Annotated in this window: 31 protein-coding genes, 1 tRNA gene and 1 pseudogene; 13 read left to right on the top strand and 20 right to left on the bottom strand. The window is 56.2% G+C overall.

Going from position 1 to position 26,850, the window contains the following annotated elements; all coding sequences use genetic code 11:
* Positions 1-512: 512 nt before the first annotated feature.
* The 5 genes from H8F21_RS27850 to H8F21_RS27830 form a co-directional block, all read right to left on the bottom strand.
* Entirely contained in the window at positions 513-1,721 is a 1,209-nt protein-coding gene (locus tag H8F21_RS27850; protein WP_203585725.1) for a hypothetical protein, read from the bottom strand.
* Positions 1,722-2,141: 420 nt separating this feature from the next.
* Entirely contained in the window at positions 2,142-2,675 is a 534-nt protein-coding gene (locus H8F21_RS27845) for a fimbrial protein (protein WP_203481247.1), read from the bottom strand.
* An 8-nt stretch (positions 2,676-2,683) separates the two neighbouring features.
* Positions 2,684-3,187 carry a fimbrial protein gene (locus H8F21_RS27840; RefSeq protein WP_136476965.1) on the bottom strand — a complete coding sequence of 168 codons (504 nt, stop codon included), beginning with the start codon at positions 3,185-3,187 and terminating at the stop codon, positions 2,684-2,686.
* A complete protein-coding gene (locus tag H8F21_RS27835; RefSeq protein WP_203481249.1) occupies positions 3,184-3,684 on the bottom strand; it encodes a fimbrial protein in 501 nt (166 codons plus the stop codon). The genes H8F21_RS27840 and H8F21_RS27835 overlap by 4 nt, the downstream gene beginning before the upstream one ends.
* Positions 3,677-4,030 carry a fimbrial protein gene (locus H8F21_RS27830; RefSeq protein ID WP_203481251.1) on the bottom strand — a complete coding sequence of 118 codons (354 nt, stop codon included), beginning with the start codon at positions 4,028-4,030 and terminating at the stop codon, positions 3,677-3,679. Before H8F21_RS27830 ends, H8F21_RS27835 begins: the two co-directional genes overlap by 8 nt.
* Before the next feature lie 64 nt (positions 4,031-4,094).
* On the opposite strand from H8F21_RS27830, the pseudogene H8F21_RS27825 reads away from it, so the two are divergent.
* A pseudogene (locus H8F21_RS27825) lies at positions 4,095-6,368 on the top strand (AAA family ATPase); the annotation flags it as partial.
* A gap of 68 nt (positions 6,369-6,436) precedes the next feature.
* Positions 6,437-6,670 carry a PLD nuclease N-terminal domain-containing protein gene (locus tag H8F21_RS27820; protein WP_203481254.1) on the top strand — a complete coding sequence of 78 codons (234 nt, stop codon included), beginning with the start codon at positions 6,437-6,439 and terminating at the stop codon, positions 6,668-6,670.
* A 65-nt stretch (positions 6,671-6,735) separates the two neighbouring features.
* Here the strand turns inward: H8F21_RS27820 and H8F21_RS27815 are convergent, their stop codons facing one another.
* On the bottom strand, positions 6,736-7,212 hold the full coding sequence (locus tag H8F21_RS27815) for a hemerythrin domain-containing protein (RefSeq protein WP_203481263.1): 477 nt from the start codon (positions 7,210-7,212) through the stop codon (positions 6,736-6,738).
* A 274-nt stretch (positions 7,213-7,486) separates the two neighbouring features.
* Complete coding sequence (locus H8F21_RS27810; RefSeq protein WP_203481265.1) at positions 7,487-8,671, bottom strand: zinc-dependent alcohol dehydrogenase; 1,185 nt, start codon at positions 8,669-8,671, stop codon at positions 7,487-7,489.
* Between the two features lie 276 nt (positions 8,672-8,947).
* Here H8F21_RS27810 and H8F21_RS27805 point away from each other — a divergent pair, with 276 nt between their 5' ends.
* The 5 genes from H8F21_RS27805 to H8F21_RS27785 all read left to right on the top strand — a co-directional run bounded on the left by H8F21_RS27805 (position 8,948) and on the right by H8F21_RS27785 (position 14,212).
* A complete protein-coding gene (locus H8F21_RS27805; RefSeq protein WP_203481267.1) occupies positions 8,948-9,418 on the top strand; it encodes a sigma-70 family RNA polymerase sigma factor in 471 nt (156 codons plus the stop codon).
* A complete protein-coding gene (locus H8F21_RS27800) occupies positions 9,415-10,401 on the top strand; it encodes a FecR domain-containing protein (RefSeq protein WP_203481269.1) in 987 nt (328 codons plus the stop codon). Before H8F21_RS27805 ends, H8F21_RS27800 begins: the two co-directional genes overlap by 4 nt.
* A gap of 96 nt (positions 10,402-10,497) precedes the next feature.
* Positions 10,498-13,035 carry a TonB-dependent siderophore receptor gene (locus H8F21_RS27795; RefSeq protein WP_203481271.1) on the top strand — a complete coding sequence of 846 codons (2,538 nt, stop codon included), beginning with the start codon at positions 10,498-10,500 and terminating at the stop codon, positions 13,033-13,035.
* Between the two features lie 238 nt (positions 13,036-13,273).
* Complete coding sequence (locus H8F21_RS27790; protein ID WP_203481273.1) at positions 13,274-13,642, top strand: hypothetical protein; 369 nt, start codon at positions 13,274-13,276, stop codon at positions 13,640-13,642.
* Positions 13,643-13,912: 270 nt separating this feature from the next.
* Positions 13,913-14,212: a hypothetical protein gene (locus H8F21_RS27785; protein WP_203481275.1), complete on the top strand. Its 300-nt coding sequence runs from the start codon at positions 13,913-13,915 to the stop codon at positions 14,210-14,212.
* Positions 14,213-14,350: 138 nt separating this feature from the next.
* Here H8F21_RS27785 and H8F21_RS27780 read toward each other — a convergent pair whose 3' ends face one another.
* Positions 14,351-14,932 carry a hypothetical protein gene (locus H8F21_RS27780; RefSeq protein ID WP_203481277.1) on the bottom strand — a complete coding sequence of 194 codons (582 nt, stop codon included), beginning with the start codon at positions 14,930-14,932 and terminating at the stop codon, positions 14,351-14,353.
* A gap of 314 nt (positions 14,933-15,246) precedes the next feature.
* A complete protein-coding gene (locus tag H8F21_RS27775) occupies positions 15,247-15,486 on the bottom strand; it encodes a hypothetical protein (RefSeq protein WP_203481278.1) in 240 nt (79 codons plus the stop codon).
* A 265-nt stretch (positions 15,487-15,751) separates the two neighbouring features.
* On the opposite strand from H8F21_RS27775, the gene H8F21_RS27770 reads away from it, so the two are divergent.
* Both H8F21_RS27770 and H8F21_RS27765 read left to right on the top strand, forming a co-directional pair.
* Positions 15,752-15,943 (top strand): hypothetical protein, encoded by a 192-nt coding sequence (locus H8F21_RS27770; protein ID WP_203481279.1) that lies wholly within the window; start codon positions 15,752-15,754, stop codon positions 15,941-15,943.
* Between the two features lie 117 nt (positions 15,944-16,060).
* Entirely contained in the window at positions 16,061-16,519 is a 459-nt protein-coding gene (locus tag H8F21_RS27765) for a GNAT family N-acetyltransferase (RefSeq protein WP_203481280.1), read from the top strand.
* Position 16,520: 1 nt separating this feature from the next.
* Here the strand turns inward: H8F21_RS27765 and H8F21_RS27760 are convergent, their stop codons facing one another.
* Positions 16,521-16,763, bottom strand: coding sequence for a hypothetical protein (locus H8F21_RS27760; RefSeq protein ID WP_203481281.1), 243 nt, complete (start codon positions 16,761-16,763; stop codon positions 16,521-16,523).
* Positions 16,764-16,848: 85 nt separating this feature from the next.
* On the opposite strand from H8F21_RS27760, the gene H8F21_RS27755 reads away from it, so the two are divergent.
* Entirely contained in the window at positions 16,849-17,034 is a 186-nt protein-coding gene (locus tag H8F21_RS27755) for a hypothetical protein (RefSeq protein WP_203481283.1), read from the top strand.
* Between the two features lie 15 nt (positions 17,035-17,049).
* Here the strand turns inward: H8F21_RS27755 and H8F21_RS27750 are convergent, their stop codons facing one another.
* Positions 17,050-17,463: a DoxX family protein gene (locus tag H8F21_RS27750; protein WP_203481285.1), complete on the bottom strand. Its 414-nt coding sequence runs from the start codon at positions 17,461-17,463 to the stop codon at positions 17,050-17,052.
* 116 nt (positions 17,464-17,579) lie between these two features.
* A tRNA-Leu gene (locus H8F21_RS27745) sits at positions 17,580-17,664 on the bottom strand.
* Between the two features lie 270 nt (positions 17,665-17,934).
* Here H8F21_RS27745 and H8F21_RS27740 point away from each other — a divergent pair.
* From H8F21_RS27740 to H8F21_RS27730, 3 genes are read left to right on the top strand one after another with little or no spacing between them, the layout of a single operon-like run.
* Positions 17,935-19,089: a two-component system sensor histidine kinase NtrB gene (locus tag H8F21_RS27740; protein ID WP_236043253.1), complete on the top strand. Its 1,155-nt coding sequence runs from the start codon at positions 17,935-17,937 to the stop codon at positions 19,087-19,089.
* A 12-nt stretch (positions 19,090-19,101) separates the two neighbouring features.
* Positions 19,102-20,547: an ATPase domain-containing protein gene (locus H8F21_RS27735; protein ID WP_203481353.1), complete on the top strand. Its 1,446-nt coding sequence runs from the start codon at positions 19,102-19,104 to the stop codon at positions 20,545-20,547.
* A gap of 19 nt (positions 20,548-20,566) precedes the next feature.
* Positions 20,567-20,938: a response regulator gene (locus H8F21_RS27730; protein WP_203481287.1), complete on the top strand. Its 372-nt coding sequence runs from the start codon at positions 20,567-20,569 to the stop codon at positions 20,936-20,938.
* A gap of 72 nt (positions 20,939-21,010) precedes the next feature.
* Here the strand turns inward: H8F21_RS27730 and csrA are convergent, their stop codons facing one another.
* The 8 genes from csrA to H8F21_RS27690 form a co-directional block, all read right to left on the bottom strand.
* Positions 21,011-21,211, bottom strand: a complete 201-nt coding sequence (csrA, locus tag H8F21_RS27725) for a carbon storage regulator CsrA (RefSeq protein WP_136476935.1) — start codon at positions 21,209-21,211, stop codon at positions 21,011-21,013.
* A 282-nt stretch (positions 21,212-21,493) separates the two neighbouring features.
* Positions 21,494-22,507 carry a DNA topoisomerase IB gene (locus H8F21_RS27720; protein ID WP_203481289.1) on the bottom strand — a complete coding sequence of 338 codons (1,014 nt, stop codon included), beginning with the start codon at positions 22,505-22,507 and terminating at the stop codon, positions 21,494-21,496.
* Positions 22,508-22,549: 42 nt separating this feature from the next.
* A complete protein-coding gene (modC, locus tag H8F21_RS27715; protein ID WP_413243003.1) occupies positions 22,550-23,638 on the bottom strand; it encodes a molybdenum ABC transporter ATP-binding protein in 1,089 nt (362 codons plus the stop codon).
* Between the two features lie 3 nt (positions 23,639-23,641).
* On the bottom strand, positions 23,642-24,322 hold the full coding sequence (modB, locus tag H8F21_RS27710; protein ID WP_203481297.1) for a molybdate ABC transporter permease subunit: 681 nt from the start codon (positions 24,320-24,322) through the stop codon (positions 23,642-23,644).
* On the bottom strand, positions 24,322-25,080 hold the full coding sequence (modA, locus tag H8F21_RS27705; RefSeq protein ID WP_203481299.1) for a molybdate ABC transporter substrate-binding protein: 759 nt from the start codon (positions 25,078-25,080) through the stop codon (positions 24,322-24,324). Before modA ends, modB begins: the two co-directional genes overlap by 1 nt.
* An 81-nt stretch (positions 25,081-25,161) precedes the next feature.
* A complete protein-coding gene (locus H8F21_RS27700; protein ID WP_203481301.1) occupies positions 25,162-26,235 on the bottom strand; it encodes an NAD(P)H-dependent flavin oxidoreductase in 1,074 nt (357 codons plus the stop codon).
* A gap of 28 nt (positions 26,236-26,263) precedes the next feature.
* Positions 26,264-26,434, bottom strand: a complete 171-nt coding sequence (locus H8F21_RS27695) for a hypothetical protein (RefSeq protein ID WP_203481303.1) — start codon at positions 26,432-26,434, stop codon at positions 26,264-26,266.
* Between the two features lie 3 nt (positions 26,435-26,437).
* Positions 26,438-26,740, bottom strand: a complete 303-nt coding sequence (locus tag H8F21_RS27690) for a DUF1883 domain-containing protein (protein WP_038612501.1) — start codon at positions 26,738-26,740, stop codon at positions 26,438-26,440.
* Positions 26,741-26,850 lie beyond the last annotated feature (110 nt).

The following is a 26,850-nucleotide window of genomic DNA, read 5'->3' as shown; positions in this document are numbered from 1 at the left end:
CGGGATGGCTCGGTTCGCTCAGACGCCAAACGATCGCGATGCTTCGGAGGCGGTATCTCGTTCAATTTCGTAATTAGCACGCTCCGATTTTTTAACTGACTGTTGCACTTGCTCCTTGAGGCCGCCGAGTTAATATTCCAGCGTCAGAAAATCCTGCACAGCCGATCCTCGTCAAGTCGACGCTGTTTACCACAACAGGGAGTGCTCGGCCTGGTGCTTTTTCCGGATTTTCTGTGCTCACGGTCTCTCCGCCCTAATCCATTTCAGTGCAATTATTTACCAAGCTGCACGACAGCCATTTTGCCAAATTTTCGCAGCCTACGGCAGCCGTATTTGCGTTGCCAACTATTTGACAAGGTAGCAATTTTAGAAGTTAATCCCGTTTCGGCGGCTACACTTTATCTGTCTACGCCGGTTCGATTCCGACTTCGTCCTTTGTGATTGAAAGTCCCGCAGACTAACCTCTCCGGGGTTTTAGTTTTGTGCGGATAGATATGTAGCGATTGATCAAGTTAGTAAGACTGACGTACGGCCATGTTGCATTCGCGATGCCGATCCCGCGCTTCCTTCAGGGCCACCTTGTCTTTTGTCTGGCGCGCAGCAATTGAGCTTACCCGTAGTGCTTCTGCGCACTCTTGTAACTTTGTTCGTCTGTCTTTTTCCTTGGCCAGTCGCTCATTGACTTGTTGTTGCGCGCGGGCGTTCTGCTCATCTCGGGCGGGGTCTGGAGCGGGAGGGGCGAAACGACTTTTCATCGAGGACTCTCTGACCATCTGGGGGGTGATGGTCACGTTCATTGGCGCCGAGGCGAGTGCGCTTGCTTGTAGGCTGTCTGGAGGGCATTCCTTTACCGCGTGATCGGCCAACCCCACGAAAGCACGTGGGTTCATTGCTATCAATGTTGCGATATTTTCGGGTGGTTTTTCTTCCCAGAAGTGGAATACGGTTCCGGCCACTTGGCGACCTGTGTACTCACACTGCAGGATGCTATTTTCGAGCTGGGTTATTTGGTGGTCGAACCCTCTTTTCATCGGGTTTTCACCGAAGTAGGTACGTGGGATTACCACATGACTTACGAGTAACTTGCGCAACCCTCCATTGCGCCCAGACTCCCACTCATCCCATTCCGCCTGGTCTCTTAGGCGTCGGTATATTTCGTACTCTTTCAGGCTGGAGCCATCTTGGAGGGCGGCCGCGGCCTGTATCGGATCGGGCGTCATTCCCAGACCGCCGCCGGTCTTGAATCTCAACGCGTTGACCCAGTTGCTGAAGGCCGCCCTGGCGCTCGGAGGAATGCCGCCATCGGGTGGGCGACCATTGTTTGCGAGCGCATTGAGGTTGGCCATTAAGCTCGCTGAGCCGTCATTGCCAGCCACTCGCGGCCAGGCAATCAGCATATCTTTCTGAAAGAGTATCTCTCCAAATTTGTCTCCAGCGGCCTCGCGATCGCCAGTGGAAGCATCAAAGTACGCACCTCGAGCTTCTTCGATCTGTAGCTCGAACTGCGCTATCTGCTGACCCAGCTCGGCATATTGCTCGACGGCCTTGTGCACGTTGAAGGCTATGTAGTCTCGGACCGCAGGTTTCCCGATCCAGATAACGTCTTGCCCATTGGCATTCGCTGACATCAACACAGCAGAGAGGGTCAAATAACAAGAGCGCTTGTGCCAGGTTGTGATCCCTAACCATCCATCTTTGAATACGCCGGAAAGGTTGCGCATCAAAAGCCCTCCAGGAAGAGCCCTCGCAAGGTACGGTTCAGCCTAGCAGGTTGATCAGAAGGTGCCTGGTCATCAGGACTGTCATCTCGCCTGTCAGATATTTCGCTTTAGCAAACTGACTACGGAGCGTTCAGAATGTTAACTGTACATGCGTACAGCTTGGGGTCGCGCGTTATGCCTTTTTTCTATAGTCGACCCCTGGTAGAAGACGGCACTCCGCTGCCTTTGGACTGACCCCGGAAAGTTGATGCTCCCAACAAGGCTTGGGTGACCGAGTCAGCAGCCCGTTGTTGACATAGGAGCGTCAATGCCGTGGCCGAATCGTTCTTCAGCAGTTTGAAGAAAGAACGGATACGTAAGCGCATCTACAAAACCCGTGACCTGGCCAGCGCCGCGTTAAACAGAACAGCTTATGGGTAATTACTCGTAACTGAGGGCGAAGGTCAGGGCCGCTGCGAATTCACCCTCGCCGAGCGTGCGACTGGCTAATACCTCAGGTTCGCCTTGCAGATAAGCATTGAAATTGAGCGTGGTGTTTCCACTGGTCAACTCGCCCATCGAGTGGGTTTGGTTTAACGGCAGGGCAGTGCCAGTCGTCGTCTCCAGCCCGACCATCAGGCCCTTCACCGTGGCGCTTTGCAGCACCAAAAAGCCCGGTGGTTCGCTGCTTTCGTCACCGCTGAAGGTGATATTCACGCTGTGACTGCCAACGTCAAGATCGCAATTTTTCAGACGCAGCTTGATGGGGAGACCTTTGGTTCTGCCGTTAAGGTAAAGTTCCTTATTCACCACGTTGTTAAAGTCCAGTTTGATTAAGTTGTCCTCCTCGGCCAGTACGCAAGGCTCGTTCACCAACGTGCCGGAGAAGTACAGGTTGTCTTCTGCCGCATATACTGGCGGCCACCACAAGCTGGCGGCTAACCAACCGATCAGGGTCACGGCCCACTTGCCCATAGGTCCTCCTAATAGAGTTCGGCCATCAGTAGCGCCGAAGCGGTGAAGTGGGTGCTAGGCAACGCCGCACCAGTGAGCTTTACCGGCACGGCTTCCAGCACAGGGGGTGTAGATGCGTTGACATCGATCTCGCGAGGTTGATTGGGAATCAGCGGGGTCCCGCCGAGTAGCACCTTAATGCCGAGGTCATTCTCCGAGGTTTTTAGTGCAGCAGGATCGAAATGTGCGTAGTCACCTTTGAGGGTTAAGCGCATGTGCCAGTTGACGCCAGTACCGGACGCCCCCGGGCATTCGATTTGGTATGGAATCGATTGGCGGTAGCGATCGCCGTCAATGCGATTGACAGCGATATTGCTCTGGAACCGCACATCAATTCGCCCGTTCTTGTCGCTGACGGTGCAACCGGGCGGGGCTTGCAGGTTACCAGTGAACTGTATGTTGTCCGCTTCAACGCATGACAGGGGCAGAGCGGTCATGGACAGTATTGTTAATGTGCGATGCAGGATGTTCATCGATAGTCCACCACCAACGTTGCGCTGGCCTTGAATGCGCCGGCTTCGACTTCCCTGTTTTCTCGTTTGACTAGCACCGCTTGCAGCACCGGTTTTTTGTTGGCGTCGAAGTCAGCCCAGGTATTGAGCACAAACCGGTAGCCGTTCATTTTAAGGGCGATGGCAAGGCTGTCGTAGCCCGGCACCATCAGTAGCGCGGGGTCGAAACTTTGATTACCGCGAACCTGCATCCGTAGTTCATTGGTCACCGAGCGGGTACAGTCGAGGGTGTACTCCAGGGTGATGGTTTTGTAATTACCATCGATGCGGGCAGTCTGCACATCGCCAAACGGTGCGCTGATCGGTGCATTTTTATTGATGACGCAAGGAATCGCTGCATAGATAACACCTTTGATCGTTAGGATCTGCTGCTCTGCAGCAGGTGCCAAGGATGCATAGCCAAGCAGCAGTGCCAGCAATGCGAGACGTGCGACAGTCATTACAGTGGGCTTAGTCATACGCCAGGTTCACATTTAGGCTGGCCCGGAAGGCGCCTGGGCGCAGAAACGCCGCGGTGCGCTCAGGTCGGATGTAATAGGTCAGCTGGCTGGCGCCGGGCGAGACGAACCATGCGGGGGCGACCCGGCCTAATCGTACGTCGTTGCCCTGAACATCGAGCAGACGTAGGCCGAAACCCTCGGCGCCGACTACTTTAATCAGTTCAGGTGTGTCGGGGTCGGATACCGCGTTGAAGATGAGTTCAACCACCGGCTCGATCGAGCTCCAAACCAGGGTGCCATGCTGGCTATCACGTCGACCGCCGTCGCTACGCACACAGCCTTGCAGCTTCAAGTGCAGGGCCATGGGTGTTCCCTGGTCGCCCAAGCGCAGCAGGCGAGTAGTGCTCAGGTCGCCGAGTGCCAAGGTTTGGTACCTGCACCTGACCGGAACCGACTTCCTCGAACGGTTGCGCGATGAAACCCTGGAGAGCTTGCGTGACTACTGGCAAGTGTCGCTGGAGTCGGAGTCGCCATCGCTGTACCGCGGCGAGTATCTGGCAGGGTTGGTGCTGGACGCTGCCCTGGGTGGGCGCGAAGGACTTAGTCTCGATTTGCTCAAGACGCATTTGGCACAGCCCGATGCCCTGATTCGGCTGATCCGCGATTTCGCCGCGCCGCGTTACAAGGATGCCTACGAGAAAGGCATCCACGACCACGATGCGGCGCTGATTCTTACTCAGCTGCTGGTGTTGCGCGAAAGCGCCGGCCTGCTGCGATACACACCCGCGGCGAGAGGCTTTGCCGCGCTGTTCTGGAACCGCTGGGGTGAGGACATCGAGGCCGAGCTGTGGCCAGAGCGTGCCCGCAGCAGCCTGCAGCTGCGCGAGCTGTTTGGCAGCAGCGATGGCGTGCTGCGGCTGCAGGAAGAAATCGGTGCAGCAATGCTGGGGTTCCTTGGTCAGCATCCGCTCCCGATTGGCCTGGCACAGCGCCAGGCCGCGGCGGCCTACCTGGTTGAGGAACTGGCGGCCAAGTCGATCGAATTCACGTTCAGCAAATACGCCCGGCAATTGCTCGAATGTCTGCAGCGGCGCCTGCAGGCCAGCCATATGTGGGCCGACTATCGCGAGGCGCTGGACAACTTGCGTGGCCGCACGCTGCAACGTTGGTCGCTGGTGCAATCCTGGCTCGAGGGTCTTTGCGCCAAGGACGAGGCGCTTGCAGCACTGGCCGAGTACATTCCCGAAGCCGTCGCCATCAGCCTGCTGGACGATAAATTCCCGCGTCGCTTCACCGAGGTCGATCTGCGTTTGGGCGTCGGCGGTCTGCTCGGTGAGCATCCGTGTGTGCAGGGCGGTGCGCTGGTGCTGGCTATCGATGACTACTTCGTTCGCCTGCAACAGCACCGCAACGAATTCGTGCCGCAACTGCAGCGCTATCAGGCGCTGCGCCAGGAAGTGATCAACCGCGAGCGTCAGGCCCTGCGCCTGGCCGAGTTCAAGCCGCGGCCGTTGTCGTCGTTCGTACGCAACAAACTGATCAATGATGTGTATCTGGGTTATATCGGCGATAATCTGAGCAAGCAGATGGGCACCGCTGGCGAGAGCAAACGCACTGACCTTATGGGGCTGTTGATGCTTATCTCGCCGCCCGGTTATGGCAAGACCACGCTGATGGAATACGTTGCCCATCGCCTGGGCCTGATTTTCATGAAAATCAATGGCCCGGCGCTGGGCCACGAGGTGCGTTCGGTGGATCCGGCGCAGGCGCCCGACGCCACCTCACGTCAGGAGTTGGAAAAACTCAATCTGGCGCTGGAAATGGGCAATAACGTGATGCTCTACGTCGACGACATTCAGCACACCCACCCGGAGTTCCTGCAGAAATTCATCTCGCTGTGTGACGGAACACGGCGTATTGAGGGTGTGTGGAAAGACAGGACCAAGACCTACGACATGCGCGGCAAAAAGTTTTGCGTGGTGATGTCGGGCAACCCCTACACCGAGTCCGGTGACGTGTTCAAAATTCCCGACATGCTTGCCAACCGTGCCGATATCTACAACCTCGGCGACACTTTGGGCGGAATGCAGGAATCCTTCGACTTAAGCTATATCGAGAACGCCCTGACCTCCAACCCTGTATTGGCACCACTGGCCACTCGCGACATGGCCGATGTCTATTGTCTTGTGGCCAAGGCTGAGGGAAAACCCTTCTCAGTGAGCGAGCTATCGCACACCTACAGCGCCGCCGAGATCAACGAAATCAGTGCGACCCTACAGCGTCTGATGCAGGTTCGCGATGTGGTCGGTCGGGTCAACCAGCAGTACATCGTCAGCGCTGCGCAGGCCGATAGCTACCGCTGCGAGCCGGCGTTCAAGCTGCAGGGCAGCTATCGCAATATGAACAAGATGGCGGAGAAAATCAGCTCAGCCATGAACGACGCCGAACTGTTGCAACTGATCGCTGATCACTACCAGGGCGAATCGCAACTGCTCACCACGGGTGCTGAGGAAAACCTGCTTAAGCTTGCCGAGCTGCGCGGCAACCAGACGCCCGAGCAGGCTGAGCGCTGGGCACAGATCAAGCGCGACTTCATGCGTAACAAGGCCATGGCTGGCAGTGGTAGTGACGTGGGTGGCCGGGTGGTTGCGCAGCTCAATGACCTGGTCGAGAGCATACGTGGTTTGGTGGCCGTTAAACAGAAGTCGAAAATTTGAACGCCTCGGATAACGCGCTGCCAACCCTATATCAATCCCAGGGAGAAGCAGCCATGGCAGATGTCGTTATCTATTTCGGGATATTCGTTGCAGCAATCATCGTGCTCGTCGATCTGTGGGCGATCATCAGCGTTTTCCGTAGTGATAAGTCAGATGGCGTTAAAGTCCTGTGGTTTCTAGGCATCGTTATTTTCCCCGTTCTGGGGCTGATTGTCTGGGCGCTGTTCGGCCCTCGCGGAATCAAACCCGGCACGGGGCCGAGTTCACCCGAGCACAGTAAAGGCTGACGTCGTAAAGGTTACCCCGCTATCAACAATAAGCCCGCTTACGCGGGCTTATCGAGAAAGACAGTTCAGGCCCCGACTGCAATCCCAGACATGGACTTCTTGAGCTCAGCTTTCATCGCTTCCATCTGCATTCCGATTTCATCGAGTTTTGCCTTGCCGAGTATCTTCTTGGCTTTAGGAAACATTTCTTTCTCCTCTTCTTCGATGTGATGCTCGAGGAGTTCCTTGACGACCTTCACGCGCCCGGCAAATTCGGGTGTGCCCGGATCAGTCTGCTGCAGGTCCGGCAGCACCAATGAGTCGACAGTACGGTGCTCCTCCTTGGCTTCAAAGTACATGACATCTTCTTCTCTGCTCCCGGCGGCTTTGAAAGCGGGATACAAGATTTGCTCTTCCAGCTGGGTATGGATCGCGACTTCCATTTCCAGCTTGGCAAGCAAGTCAGTGCGCTTTTTGATACCGCGCTCGGTTGATTCACTCAGCGCTTCAAGAATCGACTTCACACGTTTGTGGTCTTCTTTCAACAACTCGATGGCGTTCATCATCGTCTCCTCGGGATTCGATTCGCATCAACGAAGGTGCCGATGCCGATTAAACAACCCTAAGACCCACGCAGCATTTGTGCCCACCGGTTGATAATAATTAATCGTTGAGAATCAGTAAGTTGAGCAAGCGTAGTGGCGACTTGCATCGTGCAAGCTGCCCGATACGCTTTTCCCATATTGCAATCAGCAAGGTCTGTTCGCACTCGTGGAGCACTCATTATCGCAAGAGTGGCTAGTACCGCTAAGCGAAGCCATGGAATGTTCAAGCGCTCTAGGCTCCACGCCCAGCGCCTGGAACAAGAATGACCTTGCGACATTCATCCTCTTTTTTATCGAACATCTTGTAGCCTTGGGCTGCTTCCTCCAACGCTAACCGATGGGTGACGATCAGTTCTGGTTGCAAGCGGCCAGCTTCAATGTGTTCCAGTAACGTCGGCAGATATTTTTGCACATGGGTCTGGCCCATCTTGAACGTCAGGCCCTTGTCGAAGGCATCGCCGAACATGAAGGCATGAATAAACCCCGCATAAACGCCTGGCACGCTGACCACACCGCCGCGGCGAACGGCGGCGATACTCTGGCGCAGCGCTTTGCCGCTACTGCCTTCGATCTTCAGGGCCGCGAGGACGGTTTCGGTCGTGCTGCCCTTGGCTTCAAAGCCCACTGCGTCGATTACCGCATCGACGCCACGCATTCCCGGTGTCTGGCGAATGATGGTATCGGCGGGATCGTCGTCTTGTTCAAAGTTGATGGCAATGACGCCATAGGTGTCGCGGGCATAGGCGAGTCGATAATCGTTGTCATCGACCATGAAAATCGTCTGTGCGCCAAGCATCTTCGCGCATGCGGCGCTGAGTAGGCCAACGGGGCCGGCGCCATAGATGGCAAGCGAGGAACCTTGGCCAATTTCGGCGTTGAGTACCGCCTGCCAAGCGGTCGGAAGGATATCCGAGAGAAACAACACTTTATCGTCGGTCAGTGCTGCGGGCACCTTGAACGGTCCGACATTGGCTTTTGGTACCCTTACTAATTCAGCCTGGCCGCCAGGAATACCGCCGTACAGATGGCTGTAGCCAAACAACGCCGCACCTGGCGGGATACTCTTCTTATTGATAATCGAGCCGCGTCCCGTATTGGTGGTTTCACAGGCGGCAAACAGCTCATGTTGACAAAAAAAGCAGCTGCCGCAGGCAATGACGAAAGGAATAACCACCCGATCACCGCGGTGCAATTCGATCACGGCACTGCCAGTGTCCTCCACTATTCCCATGAACTCATGGCCGAAGATGTCGCCATGTTCGGTAGACGGGATCTTGCCTCGATACAGGTGCAGGTCCGATCCACAGATTGCGGTAGCGGTCACTCGAAGGATGATGTCGTCTGGCTCTTGGAGCGCGGGGTCGGCAACGGTTTCCACCCTGACATCGTGTGCACCGTGGTAGGTCAATGCTCGCATGGGCTGTACTCCTCAAAATGGATTTTTGGGCATCTTTAGAGAGGAAGCCGAGCTGCCTGGCAAAGTTCAAACGAATGTTCAGCTTGAGGGCGCACACAGGGCTTGGCACAAGGCAATGAGGAAGTCGGATCAAGCCTTTTCAATACAGGGGGGCGCTTGTCATTCGAGATCAGTGCTGTATAGAATGCGATAAATTCGCAAATGCACTGCTATATCAAGTAGGGATTTCTCGTGTCTTCACAGCCTGTCTCACCGTCAGCGCAGGCTGATATCCAGATGCTTTACCTCGATCATCACGCTTGGTTGGTTGGCTGGTTACGCACGCGGCTGCGTCAGGGAGATAACGCTGCCGATCTGGCTCAAGACACCTTTGTGAACATATTGGGCAAACCTGAACGGCTACAGGATTTGCGCCAGCCTAGGGCGTGGCTAAGTACTGTTGCACGGGCTTTGATGATCGACCGTGCTCGTCGCCAGCGCGTTGAACGGGCCTACCTCGACGCTGTTGCCGGTTTACCTGATGCCGAAACACCATCACCCGAGACTCAATTTATCCTGCTGGAAACCCTCACCAGGATCGATGCATTGCTCGACGGTTTGCCGCCTAAAGTGCGCTCCGCGTTTCTGCTTTCGCGACTGGAAGGGCTGGGCTACAAAGAGATAGCCATACATCTGGGGGTGAGTTTGAGATCGGTGGAAGGGTATATGGCAAAGGCCATCCGCCACTGCTACCTCGCAACGCTATGAGCGCAGATGGTCGTCCGGAGTTGCCTGGCGAGGTTCTCGATCAGGCGATTGCCTGGAAGGTTCGGCTGCAGTCAGGCGACGCCGATGATCGCGTACGTCAGGGGTGCTTGCAGTGGCGACAGGCGCGGCCTGTTCATGAGGCCGCCTGGCAAGCCTTGCAAGCCAGTGAATCCGCGTTTCATGGCCTTGCAACGCTCTCAGGTGCCAGCAGCGGTGTCGCTTTGGATACCCTTGAGCGTATGCAACGCGGACGCATTGGTCGCCGTCGGTTGCTGCAGGTCGTCGGCGGCGGTCTGGTAATGGGAGGCATGGGTTGGGAGGTGCATAGGGGAGCGCTTGCTCCCTGGAACTCGGATTACACCACTCAAGTCGGCGAGCGGCGCAGCTTTAAACTCGCTGACGGCACTCGGCTGCAGATCAATACTTCCAGTGCGGTCGATGTAGCCTTCAGTCAACACAAGCGCGTGTTCACGCTTCAGCGTGGCGAGATATTTATCGACACTGGTGCGGACGATGGTGCCCCTGGGGGGCTACGTGGCTTTTGGGTTCAGACCCCTCAGGCAAGTTTAGAGGCGCTCGGCACCGCGTTTGCCGTGCGCCAGGAGCAAGACCAGACCCGCCTTAGGGTTGAGGAACATGCGGTGGTCATCCATCACTCCGTGCAGCGGCAACGCGTTGAGGCGGGCGAGGAATATGTGATTACAGCCAACGGACTGAGCAAAGTGACGGCTACCGACATGGATGCCAGCGCCTGGACCAGGGGCCAGTTGGTCGCCAGCCGTATGCGCATGCGCGACTTGGTCGCCGAGTTTGCGCGCTATCAGCGTGGCTGGATCAGCTGTGACCGGCAGATCGCCAATGTCGAGGTGTCGGGAGTCTTCCAGCTTGATGACATCGATCGGGCGCTCAATGCCCTCGGCGACTCCCTGCCGGTTCGGATCGAGCGCTTCACCTCGCTGTGGAGGAGGGTGGTTGCACGTTAAGTGTGAGCTGAAAAATGCGGTATGGCATTGCGGGTTTTTCTGAGCTCTTCGGCAAATAAGAAAAACCACTCGCCAACCGAAAGGAGCTCGCGTTTCATGTCATCTGCTACCTCCCAACCTCCCCATTTGCCTCGAACCCGTCTTGCGCTCGCGCTGCGCGGGGTGCTGTTCACTAGCACCACAGCCATGACCCTGTTCATTCCGCCAGCCTATGCCGAGCAGGCCCAAGTACATCGCTATGATCTGCCGGCCGGTACGCTTGAACAGTCGCTCAACGCCTTTGCCCAGACTGCAGGGATAAATTTGCCGTTCAATCCCGGGATGGTCCAGGGCAAGCGCGCGCCTGCGCTGCGAGGTGAGTACGCGGTTGCGCAAGGTCTTGAGATTCTGCTCAGTGGTTCTGGTCTTGCCGCTAGCCGCACTGCTGCTGGCAATTGGATGCTGTATCAGTTGATGAATGCCGGCGCTGCGCTGGAACTCGATAACACCATGATCAGCGGGCAGGGGATGGGCCAGGCAACCGAGAACTCGGGTTCATACACGACGGGTTTGGTCAGCGCCGGTTCGAAGACGCCGACAAGCTTGAAAAATACGCCGCAGAGTGTGTCGGTGGTCAGCCAACAGTTAATCGAAGATTTGCGCATGGTTGATCTGAGCGATGCCCTTAAGCGCGCGCCTGGCATCACGGTGAAAAATTCGAATTACCGATTGCCGCAGTTTTTATCGCGCGGTTTCCCCATCGACAACATTCAGATCGATGGCGCCTCGCCCATGGACATCGGTTCGGGTATTGGCACGTTCTACGCCAATAAAACCTACGATATGGCCGAGTTCGACCACATAGAGATTTTGCGTGGGGCATCTGGGCTGTTTGGTGGAACCGGCGATCCCGGTGGCATCATCAACGCTGTGCGAAAGCGCCCGTTAGATTACAACCAACTGAAAATAAACACCTCCGCCGGCTCCTGGGACAACTACCGCAGCGAAATCGATGTCACCGGTCCAATCGCTTTCGATGGTCGCCTGCGTGGGCGTGTGGTGACGGCTTACACCGATCGCCAGTACTTTTATGACAACCGCAGCACCGATAAGCCATTTATCTACGCGGTACTCGAAGCTGACCTTACCGATAGCGCCCGGGTGACCGTCGGCGGGCGTTATGAGCGGATCCATGAAAACGGTACCGGAGACGGTCTGCCACGCTACAGCACCGGCAAGGATCTCAAACTAGGGCGGAGCACGTGGTACACCCCGAACTGGGCGTACAGCGATAACGCTTCGCAGGAGTGGTTCGTCAAGTACGATCAGGACTTGGGCGAGACGTGGAAGCTTAACGTCAGTTTCACCAATACCTATGACAAGACCGAGGCCAAAAGCGCGTTTCTTTGGGGGGCGCCGGATCCAGAGACGATGCAAGGCGCCACGTGGGGTGGCAGCTTCATCAAGTCGTGGAGCGAGCAGTCGCTGTTCGATGCAAACGTTTCCGGCACGTTCTCGGCCTTCGGTCGTGAGCATGAGTTGTTGGTTGGTGCCGATGCGCAAAAGGTCACAAGTCGCTGGCGTGCGACTGGGGGCATGACCGATATCATTCCCATAGATGTCTACAATCCGAATGCCACGCCGCTGGGCCCCGATGCAATTGGCGATGACTTGACCCGTGACTACAGCCCGAACACCCGCAAGCAGTACGGGTTGTACTCGACGCTGCGCCTGCAGCTGACTGACCCGCTGCAACTAATCGTTGGTGCCCGCGCTCAGCGCTACAAATATGAGCAGAAGTACCAGACGGTAAACGCCAAAACTGGCGCGTGGGAGGCCCAACCTGGAATCGACTATCGCGAGCCCACCAAGATGGTACCGTTCGGCGGGCTGGTCTACGCCCTGGATGAGCAGTGGTCGGCATATGCAAGCTACTCGGAGATATTCAAACCCCAGGCTCAGCGTCGCGAGGGGCCTGTCACGTCCGGCAAGACAGTAGAACCCATGGTGGGTAAAACCTATGAAACGGGCTTGAAAGGTGAGTTGTTCAACAGTTCTCTGAACGTATCTGCAGCGCTGTTTTACACCCAGCGCGAGCACGAGGCGGTATTGGACCCAGCTCACACAGGGCAGTCGGTACTATACGGTGGCAGTTGCTGTTATTTGCCGCAAGGGGAGGTGGTCAGCAAGGGTGTCGACCTGGAGGCCAGCGGTGAACTGCTACCCGGTCTGATGGTAATGGGCGGCTATACCTACACCAATACACGAAACCGAGAGACCAGCAAGGCGTTCAGCAGTGTGACGCCTAAACATCTGGCCAAGCTCTGGGCGGTCTATACCTTGCCTGACAGGATGTCCCAGTGGAAAGTCGGGGGAGGTGTAACAGCGCAAAGCGCCAATTTTGTCAGTGGTGAATCCTACCGCCTGGACAGCAAGGGCAATCCCTACAGTACAACCCCATTCGACTTCAGCCAGGGCGGCTACGCCGTATGGGACACGATGGTGGAATACCAGTTGGATGAACACTGGACCGTCGCGCTCAATGGCAACAACCTGTTCGATCGCAAATACTTCGAGACCGTCAACACGGCGGAGTACGGTAACTACTATGGAGCGCCGCGCAACTACATGCTGACGTTGCGTGGCCAATTTTGAAGTTGCTGGTCGGGTGCAAGCCTGTTGTTTGCGTTAACAGCGCCTCACCCAATAGGCTGACTGCTCTGTGATTCGGTTGCCAAGGAAAAATATAGCTAACTTGAATATGGCGCTGTTATCAACGAACTATCATTTAGAAGCGCAATGATATTTCGTTATCCAGCAGTGTCTTACAATTAGAAAGGGCTTATATCATCCGAGCTATCCATTAGTTTTTGTTGGGGGTCGGAGGTGCCGCATGAAAAGCTTAAGGACGGCCGCCCATGGAGTGATATCGTCGTTTGTTGTCATTGTTTTACTGTCCGGTTGTGCACACAACCCGGATGTCCGTATTGGACATGACCAGATTTCTGGGAGCATCGCGAAAGGCCAGCCAGATTATTTAGGATGTGTTCAAGAGGAGCTTGGAGGCAGTTCAAGCACTTACGTGCAGAAGGGAGACAATACGCTCAAGCTGTTCGTTGATAGTACTGACCCAAACCAAGCCTCAGGCCTTGTTGAGGTTTATGGTGCAGGCAACCAACATCAGTACGCTGCTTATCAGCGAGATGCCTGGTATGACCATGGAAAGCTTCTAGATGCAGCCTACGTGTGCTCAAGAACATAAAGGGTGGTTGAAAAGGCACTACCAGCATACCGCGGTGAGCTGTTGAACTCTCAATGAAAGATAACCGGGCGCCGGGGTGGAGCGCGCTGCAGCAGCTTGGAGGCCCGGCCCTGCGCTGGGCCTTTCTGTGAACGTTAAAATGATCTGCATCCTTTTATTGGCCGATTGTCTGGCTGCGCTGTGGATGCTGCTTGTTGACCTTGAACATCGCGACACGTTGGCTATCTTGGTATTTGCCACTCGCTTAACAGACGGTTGCAGGAGGGCTGTATGAGAACACGCGGAGACGTTTTCTGGACGTGGGCAGACCCTACGCTTCACAGTCGAACCCATGATGAAACCCTTGATGACGGTACTTACATCGAGGTGCAGGTGAGGTTGTCGCGTACCGGTACAACGCAGATGTTTATTGGTGTGTATGCAGCTTCCGGCATGGCATTGCATGAGGAGGCTTTTGATTCGCGCCCTGGCGAGTCGATGACCAGGGCCTTGGCCTGGGGGGTAGGTCGGGCCCGTCAGGTTGCAGCGGATCGCGCTTCTATAGACGACAGAATCACCGGTTCGATGTAGGCCTTGATGGCGATATAAGGCCCGCTGATGCGGGCTTCTCCCTGGGGGTTGTGTCCGCCCATCCGGTGTATCGGTAAGCCTGGCAGCAGGTGATACAAACATCGGATGCAAGCTTGGCTGTAAAGGCTTTGCATGGATTTAAATCTGTGAAACGCCATTATCAGACGGTTGCTCTGCATCCTGCACGTTGCTGATCGAAACGGGTGCATTGGTGAACATAACGTTGTAGGTGCTCAGGTCGTTGTCGTTACGCTGCGATTCGATGGACAGTTTCTGACCTTTCCACAGAAGCACTTCGTTATCGAACATGGTGCCCGAACGGGTTTTGACCAGATTGGTTTTGCTGTGTGACGGTGGGCCGTAATCGGTACGAAGCATTTCGGCAACCAGGGCACTGCTATTCGAAGGGCCGGAAAAAACCAGTTTTTCGATTTTGCCGTTGGAAAGCTGGGCAACAAGTTGATAACCGAGCAGCACACGGCGGGAGCTCGCGCCCTGGATCAGGTACTGGTCAGGTGTATCGGTACTTATGCGGCACAACGTTTGAGTTGTAACGGTTGCGGCTGGACATTCTTCCACGTCTTTCAAAAAGTCTCCCTGCAGATCTACGCCCATGAAGGAGGTAGGTTCCTGTGCCCAAGGGGAGAGCTGCACGGCATCGGCTGCCAGTGCACAGGAAGGAATGAGAATTCCTGACATCACGAGTTGGAGAGCGTTCATGAGATCGTCCTTGATGGAGCTATGCTCGATGCAAGCAGGCCGCTTAGAGGGAAAGTGATTTTGGTGGAAGTCATACAATGTTGAGCGTCTTTGACCGGATTCAAGTTGAAAACGGGTTATGTAAGAAAATTCGCGGCAATTAGGCCATAGATCGGGCAAATTTTCAGCATATTCGCAAGGCGTCAATGCAAACAAATATCAGTTGCATTGCCGGGCGGCATTATACACATTCGTTCTTGCACGTCCTGCGAATTTTTGCCGTTGATTGTCGGCACCTAGGCGCCGCTGGATCGGCGGCGCTTTAGTGCTTCTGGCTAACTTGGCAGCAGGTAGGCCGGGCGGACAATCGGGATTGAGCTGTCCTCCGCGTTTAGGCGAGCGCAATGGATCATTGCTTCCTCCTTGCCGTTATAGCTGGGTTTCAACCTGATTTTTTCCTGGTTGTCATAGATATCAAATCCACCAGGTACGGTCGTGGCGTAGAAACGAGTGCCGGCGCGGAAGGATTCCTGCTCTATCGGCACTGCCGGAACGATAACGAATCTTGATTGCATTTTTTATGCCTCCCCAGGCAGACATCTAACTATTAGTCATCCTTTTGAGTCGCTGCAACAAAGCTTCGAGCGAGGCGACCAGAGGTATGAAAGCGCTTTTGTCCATCAGGTTTGGGCTCACGAAGGGGGGCGTTAGCGTTGGTCTTAATGACACGCATTACAGTAATGCAAACTATTCTCAAGAATGAGGCCGTCGTGTAATCTCCCCGCCGCTTGGACGGCAACCCAGTTTTGTTGCCCTTATCAGTGCTACGTGGGGATGGAAATGGATGACAAAAAAGGGGCCGTTGCGATTTTGCAATGGCGCGCCCGCTTCCTGGGTGAAGATGTGCTTCCGGAAGCTACCTACGATCAGGCATTAATGGCTGCCGAGCGCCTGGAGCGCTCGGGATCGGTGAGCGTTAGCGAATGGCTGGACATGGTTCGCCAGGCTAATGCAGCGTTGCTGCGCCACTAGCAAGCGCAGCAGTGGATGAGCAAGTGGCCTGCCACTTGTCGCCGAATTGGTCGGTACTGCCGACAGCCTCAGCCCTTACATTGCCCGCATTCCCAATCAGCACGGAGTGTACGAGCAATGAACAGTGATCACAGTACGATAATGATAAGAGCGGTTAACCCTGACGATTACGAACAGTGGCGAGGGGTATGGCTTGCGTATCAGGATTTCTACGAGGTGGCTTTCGAGGATGCCCTTACAGAACGTACCTTCAATCGCTTTCTCGACCCTGACGAGCCAATGGCCTCAGCGGTGGCCGTCAGGGCGGGCGAGGTTGTCGGGCTGGTCCATGCGGTACTGCACCGTTCGACCTGGTCCTTGGCAGACTTCTGTTACCTGGAAGACTTATATGTTCTGCCTTCAGTGCGCGGTGGGGGCGTTGGCAAGGCGCTGATCGAGTGGGTGCAGGCTTTGGCCCGTCAACAGCAGTGTGGACGGCTATACTGGCATACCCAACATAGCAACAAACAGGCTCAGAAGTTGTACGACTGGGTTGCGCAGAATGCCGGCTCACTCGAGTACCGGATGACGTTGTAACTCAAGTCATCACCCATGTTATCAGTGACAACAGTGCAGCCAGTAGCGTGCCCAGCACTGCGCAGTATTCAATCTTGGAATGCTGCGCGTGCAGGCGCACGTCCTCCAGGTACTGGGCTTGGGAGGGGGCATAAGGATTGTGTCGCAGGTCTTCGGCAAGATGCTGAAGTCGAGAATCGATAATGGCGCCTACGGTATAGTAGGTTGCCGCGTGACTGATGATAAAAATCAGCAGGTATTTCATAGCGCCCCCCTGGCGTTGACGACTGCAAGCCCCTGGCTTATATAAACATCCCTTTTTACCCAAAGCACAGTTGCAGGAACTGATGATGCACGACGAGCTGGATATACACGAGCCTGAGCACGATCATTTGCTCGATCATGAGTTCTACGAAAGCGATCCTGATCATCAGGATGAAGTTGATCCATTGTTCGACCCCCAGGACGACGAACCCGTCGACGCCCTGGATGAAGTTGATTGGGACGAAGGTGTCGATCCCCTGGACGATCTGTAGATCAGGGGCGTCGCGCTAACGCCCGTCTACTGAGAATCTACCCGCGCCGGTCACTGCCAGCAGCAGCAAGCCTCCACAAATACTCAAGTTCTTGAAAAACTGCACGCTGTTTGCTGCCCGCTCCGGATCGACCATGTTCCAGAATGGATGGCCGATCAATGCGGTTCCCAGCACGAACAAAGCGAATAGAAACGCCAATGGGCGAGTGAAAAAACCCACGATCAGCACAATAGCGACGAAAAACTCCATGACCACCGCAACGGCTGCTGCGATGACGGGCATGGGCGCACCCAGGGAAGCCAAATAATTCACCGTACCGTCGAAGCCTGTGAGTTTGCTCCAGCCAGACATGATGAACAGAATCATCAACAAGATACGCGCCAGCAAAATGATTACATCACGCTGGTTATCGAACAGGGTATAGCGCATGGCCGCCTTCCTTTGTGATAGGGCCATTTTACCTTAGCAGTTGGTTGTCGCCTCTGCGTCAGGGGAGCGGTAGCGCAGATAGCAAAAAGGCGCCGTGCAGGCGCCTTTTCAAAAGATGGTGCGAGTGGCGGGACTCGAACCCGCAAGGCTCACGCCGGCAGATTTTAAGTCTGCTGTGTATACCAATTCCACCACACTCGCACAATTCGACAGGGTCCGGAAACCGGGGCGTAGGCCCTGGAGGAAATGTATTTCCTCCACAATCAGGCGAGCTTTATAACTCATCGTTATATTTGAGTCAACTGCACCCAGGCCGCTAGCACGGCCTTTACAGGCCTATGGACGACCAGATTCCAAGCCTTCGAATTTAATCTGTGGCTATCTTTTCAAGGAGAAATACCCTGCTGCCGGAATTGCGCGTAGTGTTGGCTGTCTATGCTTGAATACATCTGCGGTTTGCGTGGAGTTGCTATGAGTTCTTCTGATCACTCGAATTTGCACACCATGCAGGCCAGTCTCTACGAACAACTGGTGCAGACGGTGGTGGATTACGCCATCTATATGCTCGATCTGGAAGGTCGGGTTGTGTCATGGAACGCAGGTGCCCAGCGGATCAAGGGCTGGGGTGCGCAGGAAATCATCGGCAAGCATTTTTCGCTGTTTTTTACCGAAGAAGATCGTGTCAATGGCAAGCCTGCCTTCCTGCTTGATCGTGCCATTAGCACGGGTGTCGCCCAGGATGAGGGTTGGCGCGTGCGCAAAGATGGCACGCGCTTCTGGGCCCTGGCGGCGTTGGATGTGATCCGCTCCGCGGATGGCGAAATCATCGGGCTGGCAAAGATTACCCGGGACATCACTGACCGCCGCGAGGCTGCCTTGCAGCTCGATGCCATGCGTGCGCAGCTGTTTCAGGCGCAGAAACTCGAAGCCCTCGGACTGCTGACCGGGGGCATGGCGCATGACTTCAACAACTTGCTGACCATCATTATCGGTTCGGCAAAACTGGCCCTGACCAGCCGCGACCCGCAACGCAGCCAACGTTTGCTCGAGCATATTCTCGATGCAGGTGAGCGCGGCACGCAGATGACTCAACAGCTGCTCAGCTTTGCCCGTTTCAAGGTTCTCAAGTCAGGCAAGGTGCAGGTGCCGGTTGTGATCGAGTCGATTTGCACCTTACTCGCTCATGCGTTGCCTGAAAATGTCGAGCTGCAAATACAGTTGGAGCCAGAACTGCAGCACATCGAGGTCGACGGCGGGCAACTGCAGATGGTTTTGCTCAATTTGATTCTCAACGCTCGTGATGCAGTAGAAAACGATGGGGTGATTCGTTTGTTGGGGCGTAACTGCCAGCTCGAGGGCGAAATCGAAAATCTGAACGGTGCGTTCGTGCAATTGGACGTCATTGATAATGGCAAGGGGATCATCCCCAGTGTGCTGCCGCGGATCTTCGAGCCTTTTTTCACCACCAAGGCCTTCGGCAAGGGGACTGGCCTGGGGTTGAGTCAGGTCTACGGTTTCGCCAAGCAGAGCAACGGCGCCGTGACCGTCGCCAGTGTGCCGGAAGAGGGCACGTGCATGACTTTGTATCTACCGGTTTTTCAGCCGGTCATTGTTACGTCGAACTGAACAGGTACGCGAATCGTGGAACAACTTAAACGCCTCGCTAGCGGAATCGACGGGCTGGACGCACTGCTCAAGGGCGGGCTCATTGTTGGCGCTTCCTACATCATTCAAGGGCCTCCAGGCTCAGGAAAAACCATCCTGGCCAACCAACTGGCGTTTAATCATGTCGGTCAGGGGGGGCGAGTGCTCGTTGCGACATTGTTGAGCGAGTCCCACGAACGCTTGTTTCAGTACCTCTCGACCTTGAGTTTTTTCGACCCCGGCCTGGTGGGTAAACAGATTCAGTTCGTCAGTGCCTTCGATACGCTGGAACGAGATGGGCTGGATCAAGTCGTCAAATTGTTGCGTGGTGAAATAAGCCGTCACCAGGCTACGTTGTTGGTGGTGGATGGCTTGCTGACTGCAAGGTCGCGAGCTGAAACCTCTCTCGATACCAAGAAGTTCATTGCCGGCCTACAAGGCCACGCAGCCTTTGCCGGTTGCTCGGTAGTGTTTTTGACCAGTTCTCGGCTCGATGACGGCAGTCCGGAACACACCATGGTCGATGGCGTCATCGAGTTGGGCGAGACCTTGTTCAGCAGTCGTTCGGTACGCCGTATCCAGGTACGCAAAACCCGTGGCAGCGGCGCATTGTCGGGGTTGCATGAGTGTGAAATTACTGCCGATGGCCTACAGGTTTATCCGCGCTTGGAGGCGCTGTACAGCTATCCCAGCAGTATGGGCAGTAATGAGCTGACTCGGGTCGGTAGTGGCATCAAGGTTCTCGATGAGCTGCTGGGCGGCGGCTTGCCAGGCAGTTCCATAACCCTAGTGATGGGGCCCTCGGGAATTGGCAAAACTTCCCTAGGGCTGAGTTTCCTGGCCGCGGCCACGACCAAGGAGCCGGGGCTGCATTTTGGTTTTTACGAAACACCACAGCGCCTGCGTTTGAAAGCCGGTGCCTTGGGGCACGATTTTGCCGCGATGGAACGAGAGGGTGCGTTGCATATTGCGTGGCAGCCAACCACCGAGGGTATTCTTGATGATGTCGGCGCACGCCTGTTACGTCTGGTTCGAGAGAAAAAAATCCGCCGGGTGTTGATCGACAGCCTCGGAGCCTTCACGCGTCTGGCCACCACTCCCGAACGCCTCAATGAATTTTTCCGGGCGCTGGCCGGTGAGCTGCGTGCACTGGATGTCAGTGTCATCGCAACTTGGGAAATGCGAGATATTTTTGGTTCGGAAATCAATGCCCCAGCACCGGATCTGTCGAGTATTGTCGATAACCTCATGTTGATGCGATTTGTCGAATTCGATTCGCAGCTCAAGCGCTTGCTGTCGATTCTCAAGGTGCGCGACAGCGGCTACGACCCAGCACTGCTGGAGTTGACTATCAGCAATCACGGTATCGATCTGAAGAAGGCATTTACCCAGGCAATGGCAGTGTTATCCGGTACACCCGTGCAGGTGGCGGACAAATGAGCCGTCAGGTTGCACGACCATGAGCACGATTCTGGTCGTCGACGACGAGTATTTGATCGCCGATATTCTAGGCATGTTCCTGGAAGATGAGGGCTTCGAGGTAATCAGGGCAGGTGACGGCGAACAGGCTTTGCAAGCGCTGGAGCGTACCCGTGTCGAGTTGGTCATCACCGACTATATGATGCCCAGGCTCAATGGTAAGGACCTGGCAATGAAAATTCGCGAAAACGAGCAGCTGCGGCATTTACCGATGATATTGATCAGTGGCGCCCAGGCTCATGAGGGGTGGGATAGCCCAGAGCTGTTTGCAGCCGTATTCGAAAAGCCCTTCGACATACCCAAGTTGATCGCCGCGGTAAATCAATTGCTTCGCCCACCCAAGTCGTCATAAGGCCATTGGGCCCGCCATCAAGGCTGACGCGATGAGGGTCAAGCGCATCCGTGCGGCTTGGGTCAGCGAGCATTACTCGTGGTGACTGTCTCCTTTTTCTGGTGCCGGGCTGCCGGCCTGAATGCGCTTGAAAATTTCCTCGCGGTGCACCTGAACATCTTTAGGCGCGTCGATGCCAATTCTCACTTGCATACCTTTAACGCCCAGAATGGTGACTTTGATGTCATCGTTGATGACGATGCTTTCGCCAACCTTACGGGTGAGTATCAGCATGTATATCTCCTTGGTAACGTAATTTGCTTTGCAGACTGAGCCCGCACAAGCCCGGGAATGCGCTGCGCGCCTTCCTCTTTTCCTTCATTAAAGACGCTTTCGGCGGATATTAATTCCCCCGAACACATATTCTGTAGTGAGTCATTAGTCGCATGTGCCCACTGGGGCGGATGAGCGCTTGGTGGCAACGAACGCTGCTCACACCCGCAAGCATAGGGGGCTTGAGCGAATATGGGAAATTTCTCTGCATGATAGGGAAATTGAGGTCGATTGTATTGGCTTTCAAGGGGGCGGAATGGATTTTAGAAATACAGCCAGGCGTACTTCCTCTGCATCCAGCCCCTGGCGTTTACGAGCGCGTGGCAGATTGGCCAGCTCGCCGCGCGCGAAACACTCCAGAAGTTGCGGGTGGATATAGCAGCGCCGGCATACCGCTGGGGTATTTCCCAGGCGCAAGGCGACCTGTTTGACGATTTCGACTACTTGGCGACGTGCTTCGGACTCCGGTTGCCATTGCAGCTTGCGCAGCAAGCTCAAGGCCAGCGCGCTGCCAGCCCAGGTGCGATAGTCCTTGGCGGTGAAGTCGCTGCCGGTCAGTTCTTGCAGGTACGCGTTGATATCGCTCGATCCAATGCTGTGACGATTGCCTTGCTCGTCCTGGTATTGGAACAAATCCTGGCCGGGTAAATCCATACAACGTTTGATCAGGTTGGCAAGGCGCCGGTTGCGCAAGGTGACCTGGTGTTCGATACCGCTCTTGCCGCGAAAACGAAAACGTATGGCGATGCCTTGTACTTTCACATGGCGGTTGCGCAGGGTCGTGAGGCCGAAAGAGTTGTTGTCGCGGGCATATTGGCGGTTGCCAACCCTTATCAGGGTCGCGTCGAGCAGGCTGACAATCAGGGCCATGACTTTCTGCCGGTCCAGGCCGGGGCGGGCGAGATGGCTGTCTAACTGGCTGCGTATCTTGGGCAGTGTGCTGGCGAAAGCCAACATGCGCGCATACTTGTGGCTGTCGCGAAAGTCACGCCAGTTTGGATGATAGCGGTATTGCTTGCGCCCACGAGCGTCACGTCCGGTAGCCTGCACATGGCCTTGCGGGTCGGCGCAGATCCACACATCGGTATAGGCCGGGGGAATGGCCAGGGCTTTTATCCGGTCGAGGGTGGCCGCATCCTTGATGTGTCGACCTTGCGCATCGACGTAGACGAACCGGCCGCGCAAGGTGCTGCGGCGCAGCCCCGGTTGGCTGTCGTCGACGTAGTGCAAGCAATCGGGTAAGGCAGTTTCGGCCATGGCACAAGTCCGCTAACGGGATCTGTGCTATGGACAACAGACTCAGCCCAGCAGTGCCACCGACTTTATCTGTGCTATCAGTTGCTGGCCGCTGTGCAGTCCAAGCTGATCGGCAGAATACCGGGTTATACGTGCCAGCAGCACGCTGCCGGCCGCGTCGAGGCTGACCAGAACGTGGGCGCTGTTATCCGCGGGTTGGAAGCCGATCACGCTCACGGGCAAGCGGTTGAGGATGCTGGAGTGCGCTTCTTGTCCCACGCTAAGGCTCACATCTCGTGCCTGTACCTTGAGGCGCAACATCGTGCCCAATGCCAGGGGGGCGTGGGCCACGCGTAGCGCCAGGGTACTGCCGGGTAGTTGCAGGCCCAATAACTGGTAGCTTGCGTCATGGCTGCTGACACGGCCTTCAATGATTACCCCTGCATCATCGCCCTGGGCCAGTGGCAGGTCGAGGCGTGAGAGGGTGGCGGCAATCGGGCCGCTGGCCAAGGCTTTGCCGTGCTCCAGTAACACCAGATGATCTGCCAGGCGGGCAACTTCGTCCTGGGCATGACTGACGTAGATAAGCGGGATTTCCAGCTCATTGTGCAACCGTTCAAGGTACGGCAGGATTTCGCGCTTACGCGGGCCGTCGAGGGCGGCGAGGGGTTCATCCATCAACAGCAGTTGTGGGCTGCTCAATAGTGCCCGGGCTATCCCGACGCGTTGCGCTTCTCCGCCTGAGAGGGTGGAGGGCTTGCGTTCGAGCAGGTGCTCGATACCGAGTAGTGAACAGGCTTGTTCCATGCCTACCTTGCGCGCCTGCGGCGCTACGCGTCGCCAGCCAAAGGTCAGGTTGCCATGCACGGTCAGGTGCGCAAACAAGCTGGGCTCTTGAAACACGTAGCCAACAGGGCGTTGATGTGGGGCGATGAAGTGGTTACGTCGCGAGTCCTGCCAAACCTGGCCATTGACCTCGATGTAGGCCTCGGACGCCCGCTCCAGACCGGCGAGACAGCGCAGGCAGGTGGTTTTGCCCGAGCCTGAGTGGCCAAACAGCGCGCTGATGCCGCGACCGGGCAGTTGCAGGTCGACATCCAGGTCGAAGGTGTCGCGCGCGACCTTGAGCCGGGCATGAATCATTTTTTGCAAGGTTCAGCTCCAGGCCGATCGGCCCCGGCGGCTGGAGTACAACGCCAGCAGCACGAGGAAGGAGAACACCAGCATGGCGCCGGCCAGCCAGTGCGCTTGCACATATTCCATGGCTTCGACATGGTCGAAGATCTGTACCGACACCACGCGGGTCTTGTCGGGAATATTGCCACCTATCATCAGCACCACGCCGAACTCACCCACGGTATGGGCGAAGCCGAGGATACTGGCGGTAATAAAGCCTGGTCGTGCCAGTGGCAGCACAACATGAATGAAAGTGTCCCAGGGGCTGGCTCTGAGTGTCGCTGCCACTTCCAAGGGTCGTTCGCCAATGGCACTGAAGGCGTTTTGCAGGGGTTGCACAACGAACGGCATTGAGTAGATGACCGAACCAATCACCAGGCCGCTGAAACTGAACACCACGGTGCCCAGTCCCAGTGCCTCGGTGGTTTGGCCAATCCAGCCGTTGGGCCCCAGGGCCAGCAACAAATAGAAACCGATTACGGTCGGCGGTAGCACCAGGGGTAGCGCCACCACAGCACCTATTGGCCCACGCAGCCACGAGCGCGTGCGCGCCAGCCACCAGGCAACGGGTGTGCCGACCAGAAGCAGAATCAAGGTGGTGAGGCTGGCCAGTTTAAAGGTCAGCCAGATAGCACCCAGGTCGCTGGCATCGAGTGGCATCAGATTTCGTAACCGTAGGACTTGATCACGGCAGCGGCTTTCGGCCCCTTGAGATATTCAACCAGGGCTTTGGCGGCGGCGCTGTCCTTACCTTTGTTGAGGATCAGCGCATCCTGTTTGATGGGCTCATGCAGGTTGGACGGTACGATCCAGGCCGAGCCCTCGCTTACCTTGCCATCCTTGTAGATCTGCGACAGGGCGACAAAACCCAGTTCGGCATTGCCGGTGGAGACGAACTGATAAGCCTGGGTGATGTTCTGGCCCTCGACGATCTTGCCCTTGGTGGCGTCGGTCAGTTGTAGTTTGTCCAGCACTTGCGTGGCGGCCAGACCGTAAGGTGCAGCTTTGGGGTTGGCGATGGATAGATGCTTGTACAGGTTTTTCTTCAGTACCTCGCCCTTGTCGTCGACATAGCCGGCCTTGGCCGACCACAGGGCCAGGGTGCCAACGGCGTAAGTAAAGCGCGAACCCTTGACGCCGGCGCCTTCCTTCTCGAGCTTTTCCGGGGTGCTGTCATCGGCTGCGAGGAACACTTCAAACGGTGCACCGTTCTTGATCTGCGCGTAGAACTGCCCGGTAGCACCGTAGGCAGCGACCAGTTTGTGGCCGGTGTCTTTCTCGAAATCCTTGGCTATTGCCTGGATTGGCGCAGTGAAGTTGGCCGCGACAGCTACCTGGACTTCATCGGCCCATGCACTGTTGAGCGTCATGAACGTGGATAGGGCGGCGAGGGCAAAGCGAGGTGCGCACTTACTCATGAAACACAGCTCCACTGATTGAAGGGGATTCGCTATATACGTGAATATATAGCCAATGCCCGACAAACGGAAAGTACCTCTTTAGCGCAGTAGCTGTGCCAGGGCTTTTTCTGCCAGGCTATGGGTCAGTTCGCCCGCAGGCAATGCGCGGGCCAAAGAGGCCCCCTGGCCTGCCCATAGACTGCTGAAATCGCCGTTTCCCGAGGGTTCAGTGATTGCACGCAGAGGCATCAAGGCGCCGCCCGCCAGCGGAAAGTGCGGGGCCAGGCTACTGATCGGTCCCAGTTCGCGCATGATCCGGGTGTTGATACCGCGGGCAGGGCGGCCGGTGAACAGGTTGGTCAAGGCTGTGTCGCTGTCTTTGGCCGTATTCAGCGCCTGACGGTGGGTCGCTGATACTTTGGCTTCAGGGCAGAGCAGATAGGCGGTGCCCATTTGTACGGCGCATGCGCCCAGGGCCAGGGCGGCTACAATGCCGCGATGGTCGCTGATGCCACCTGCGGCAATGACGGGCACTTTTACCGCATCGACTATCTGCGGCACCAATGCCAAGGTCCCAACCTGCGTATTCAAGTCGGTGCTTAGAAACATGCCACGATGGCCGCCGGCTTCATAGCCCATGGCGATGATCGCATCGCAGCCATGCTGCTCCAGCCAGATAGCCTCATCCACGGTGGTCGCGCTCGACAGCACTTTCGCCCCGGTAGCCTTGACCCGAGCCAGCAAGCCCGCTTCCGGCAAGCCGAAGTGAAAACTGACTACCGCAGGCTTGAATTCCTCGATCAATCGGCAACTGGCATCGTCGAACGGCGCGCGGTTCGACACCGGCGTCGGTGCCTCGTAGTCGGCGCCCAGCTCTTCATAGTAGGGTTTGAGTGCCTGCTTCCAGGCGGCATCACGCTCAGGGTCGGGCAGGGGGGGCTGATGGCAGAAGAAATTGACGTTGAGTGGGCCATTGCAGGCTTGCTTGAACACCTGAAGTTCGGCGCGCAGTTGCTCCAGGCTCAAGGTGGCGCAGGGAAGGGCGCCCAGGCCGCCAGCGTTGCTCACAGCAATGGCCATGGCCGAGCCGGTGGAACCGGCCATAGGCGCCTGAAGGATCGGCAGTTCGATACCGAGCAGATCGAGAAGACGGGTGTCTGGCCAATGACTCATGCCTGGGGTTCCTTGTGCGCAGTTACCGTTACAGGGCTTTGCTCACCTTGATATCGGTGATTTTCTTCGCATCGTCGCCGTGCAGTTTTTGCAGGGCGGCCTGAACTTCTTGCGGCGCATCGCTGCTCATCTGCGCGAAATCGAAGCGTTGCTCGCCGTCAAGCTTGTATTTGATGACGTACTTGGTGGTCTGGCTCATGGCTTATCTCAGTTTCGACGACGAACGGCGGATGAACTTGATCTTGTGAGTAAAGGTTGGCTTGGTGACCGCCGACAATGCGCGCGGGCCAACGGTATCGATGGTGATATTCCAGAAACCGGTGCTGGGGACAGTGATCTTCGCCGGGAAGTCGACAAAAGCACCGCCATGGTAGGTATGCCGCCCGCCATTCTTGAAGCTGCGGAAGTTGGCGTCGTTCATCAGGCGGATGTTGCAGCGCTGGGAACACTCGATGACGACAATGTCGTCTTCGTTGAGATGTTCGCGCTGGTGTACGAATTTCATGTTGCTCTCCGCAATGGATCTTGGACCAAATCAAAACGATACCATGATCAACGGTTACACTGTCGCCCTTCGTGCCTGACCTAGGATAAATCTGCCAATTAAGGGAGCAA

It is taken from the genome of Pseudomonas arcuscaelestis (assembly GCF_016881005.1).
Classification (GTDB): Bacteria; Pseudomonadota; Gammaproteobacteria; order Pseudomonadales; family Pseudomonadaceae; genus Aquipseudomonas; species Aquipseudomonas arcuscaelestis.
This window is presented reverse-complemented; position numbering and strand designations above follow the sequence as displayed.

Coding starts and splice junctions, on each gene's coding strand:
- H8F21_RS27700 (WP_203481301.1), bottom strand. CDS start 26,235: ATGAGTCATTGGCCAGACACCCGTCTTCTCGATCTGCTCGGTATCGAA.
- H8F21_RS27740 (WP_236043253.1), top strand. CDS start 17,935: ATGAGTTCTTCTGATCACTCGAATTTGCACACCATGCAGGCCAGTCTC.
- H8F21_RS27820 (WP_203481254.1), top strand. CDS start 6,437: ATGGCAGATGTCGTTATCTATTTCGGGATATTCGTTGCAGCAATCATC.
- H8F21_RS27695 (WP_203481303.1), bottom strand. CDS start 26,434: ATGAGCCAGACCACCAAGTACGTCATCAAATACAAGCTTGACGGCGAG.
- H8F21_RS27815 (WP_203481263.1), bottom strand. CDS start 7,212: ATGAACGCCATCGAGTTGTTGAAAGAAGACCACAAACGTGTGAAGTCG.
- H8F21_RS27765 (WP_203481280.1), top strand. CDS start 16,061: ATGAACAGTGATCACAGTACGATAATGATAAGAGCGGTTAACCCTGAC.
- H8F21_RS27760 (WP_203481281.1), bottom strand. CDS start 16,763: ATGAAATACCTGCTGATTTTTATCATCAGTCACGCGGCAACCTACTAT.
- H8F21_RS27830 (WP_203481251.1), bottom strand. CDS start 4,030: ATGGCCCTGCACTTGAAGCTGCAAGGCTGTGTGCGTAGCGACGGCGGT.
- H8F21_RS27800 (WP_203481269.1), top strand. CDS start 9,415: ATGAGCGCAGATGGTCGTCCGGAGTTGCCTGGCGAGGTTCTCGATCAG.
- H8F21_RS27810 (WP_203481265.1), bottom strand. CDS start 8,671: ATGCGAGCATTGACCTACCACGGTGCACACGATGTCAGGGTGGAAACC.
- H8F21_RS27850 (WP_203585725.1), bottom strand. CDS start 1,721: ATGCGCAACCTTTCCGGCGTATTCAAAGATGGATGGTTAGGGATCACA.
- H8F21_RS27775 (WP_203481278.1), bottom strand. CDS start 15,486: ATGCAATCAAGATTCGTTATCGTTCCGGCAGTGCCGATAGAGCAGGAA.
- H8F21_RS27730 (WP_203481287.1), top strand. CDS start 20,567: ATGAGCACGATTCTGGTCGTCGACGACGAGTATTTGATCGCCGATATT.
- H8F21_RS27805 (WP_203481267.1), top strand. CDS start 8,948: ATGCTTTACCTCGATCATCACGCTTGGTTGGTTGGCTGGTTACGCACG.
- H8F21_RS27750 (WP_203481285.1), bottom strand. CDS start 17,463: ATGCGCTATACCCTGTTCGATAACCAGCGTGATGTAATCATTTTGCTG.
- H8F21_RS27720 (WP_203481289.1), bottom strand. CDS start 22,507: ATGGCCGAAACTGCCTTACCCGATTGCTTGCACTACGTCGACGACAGC.
- H8F21_RS27790 (WP_203481273.1), top strand. CDS start 13,274: ATGAAAAGCTTAAGGACGGCCGCCCATGGAGTGATATCGTCGTTTGTT.
- H8F21_RS27840 (WP_136476965.1), bottom strand. CDS start 3,187: ATGAACATCCTGCATCGCACATTAACAATACTGTCCATGACCGCTCTG.
- H8F21_RS27755 (WP_203481283.1), top strand. CDS start 16,849: ATGCACGACGAGCTGGATATACACGAGCCTGAGCACGATCATTTGCTC.
- H8F21_RS27835 (WP_203481249.1), bottom strand. CDS start 3,684: ATGACTAAGCCCACTGTAATGACTGTCGCACGTCTCGCATTGCTGGCA.
- modB (WP_203481297.1), bottom strand. CDS start 24,322: ATGCCACTCGATGCCAGCGACCTGGGTGCTATCTGGCTGACCTTTAAA.
- H8F21_RS27785 (WP_203481275.1), top strand. CDS start 13,913: ATGAGAACACGCGGAGACGTTTTCTGGACGTGGGCAGACCCTACGCTT.
- H8F21_RS27690 (WP_038612501.1), bottom strand. CDS start 26,740: ATGAAATTCGTACACCAGCGCGAACATCTCAACGAAGACGACATTGTC.
- H8F21_RS27845 (WP_203481247.1), bottom strand. CDS start 2,675: ATGGGCAAGTGGGCCGTGACCCTGATCGGTTGGTTAGCCGCCAGCTTG.
- H8F21_RS27770 (WP_203481279.1), top strand. CDS start 15,752: ATGGATGACAAAAAAGGGGCCGTTGCGATTTTGCAATGGCGCGCCCGC.
- modA (WP_203481299.1), bottom strand. CDS start 25,080: ATGAGTAAGTGCGCACCTCGCTTTGCCCTCGCCGCCCTATCCACGTTC.
- H8F21_RS27780 (WP_203481277.1), bottom strand. CDS start 14,932: ATGAACGCTCTCCAACTCGTGATGTCAGGAATTCTCATTCCTTCCTGT.
- H8F21_RS27795 (WP_203481271.1), top strand. CDS start 10,498: ATGTCATCTGCTACCTCCCAACCTCCCCATTTGCCTCGAACCCGTCTT.
- csrA (WP_136476935.1), bottom strand. CDS start 21,211: ATGCTGATACTCACCCGTAAGGTTGGCGAAAGCATCGTCATCAACGAT.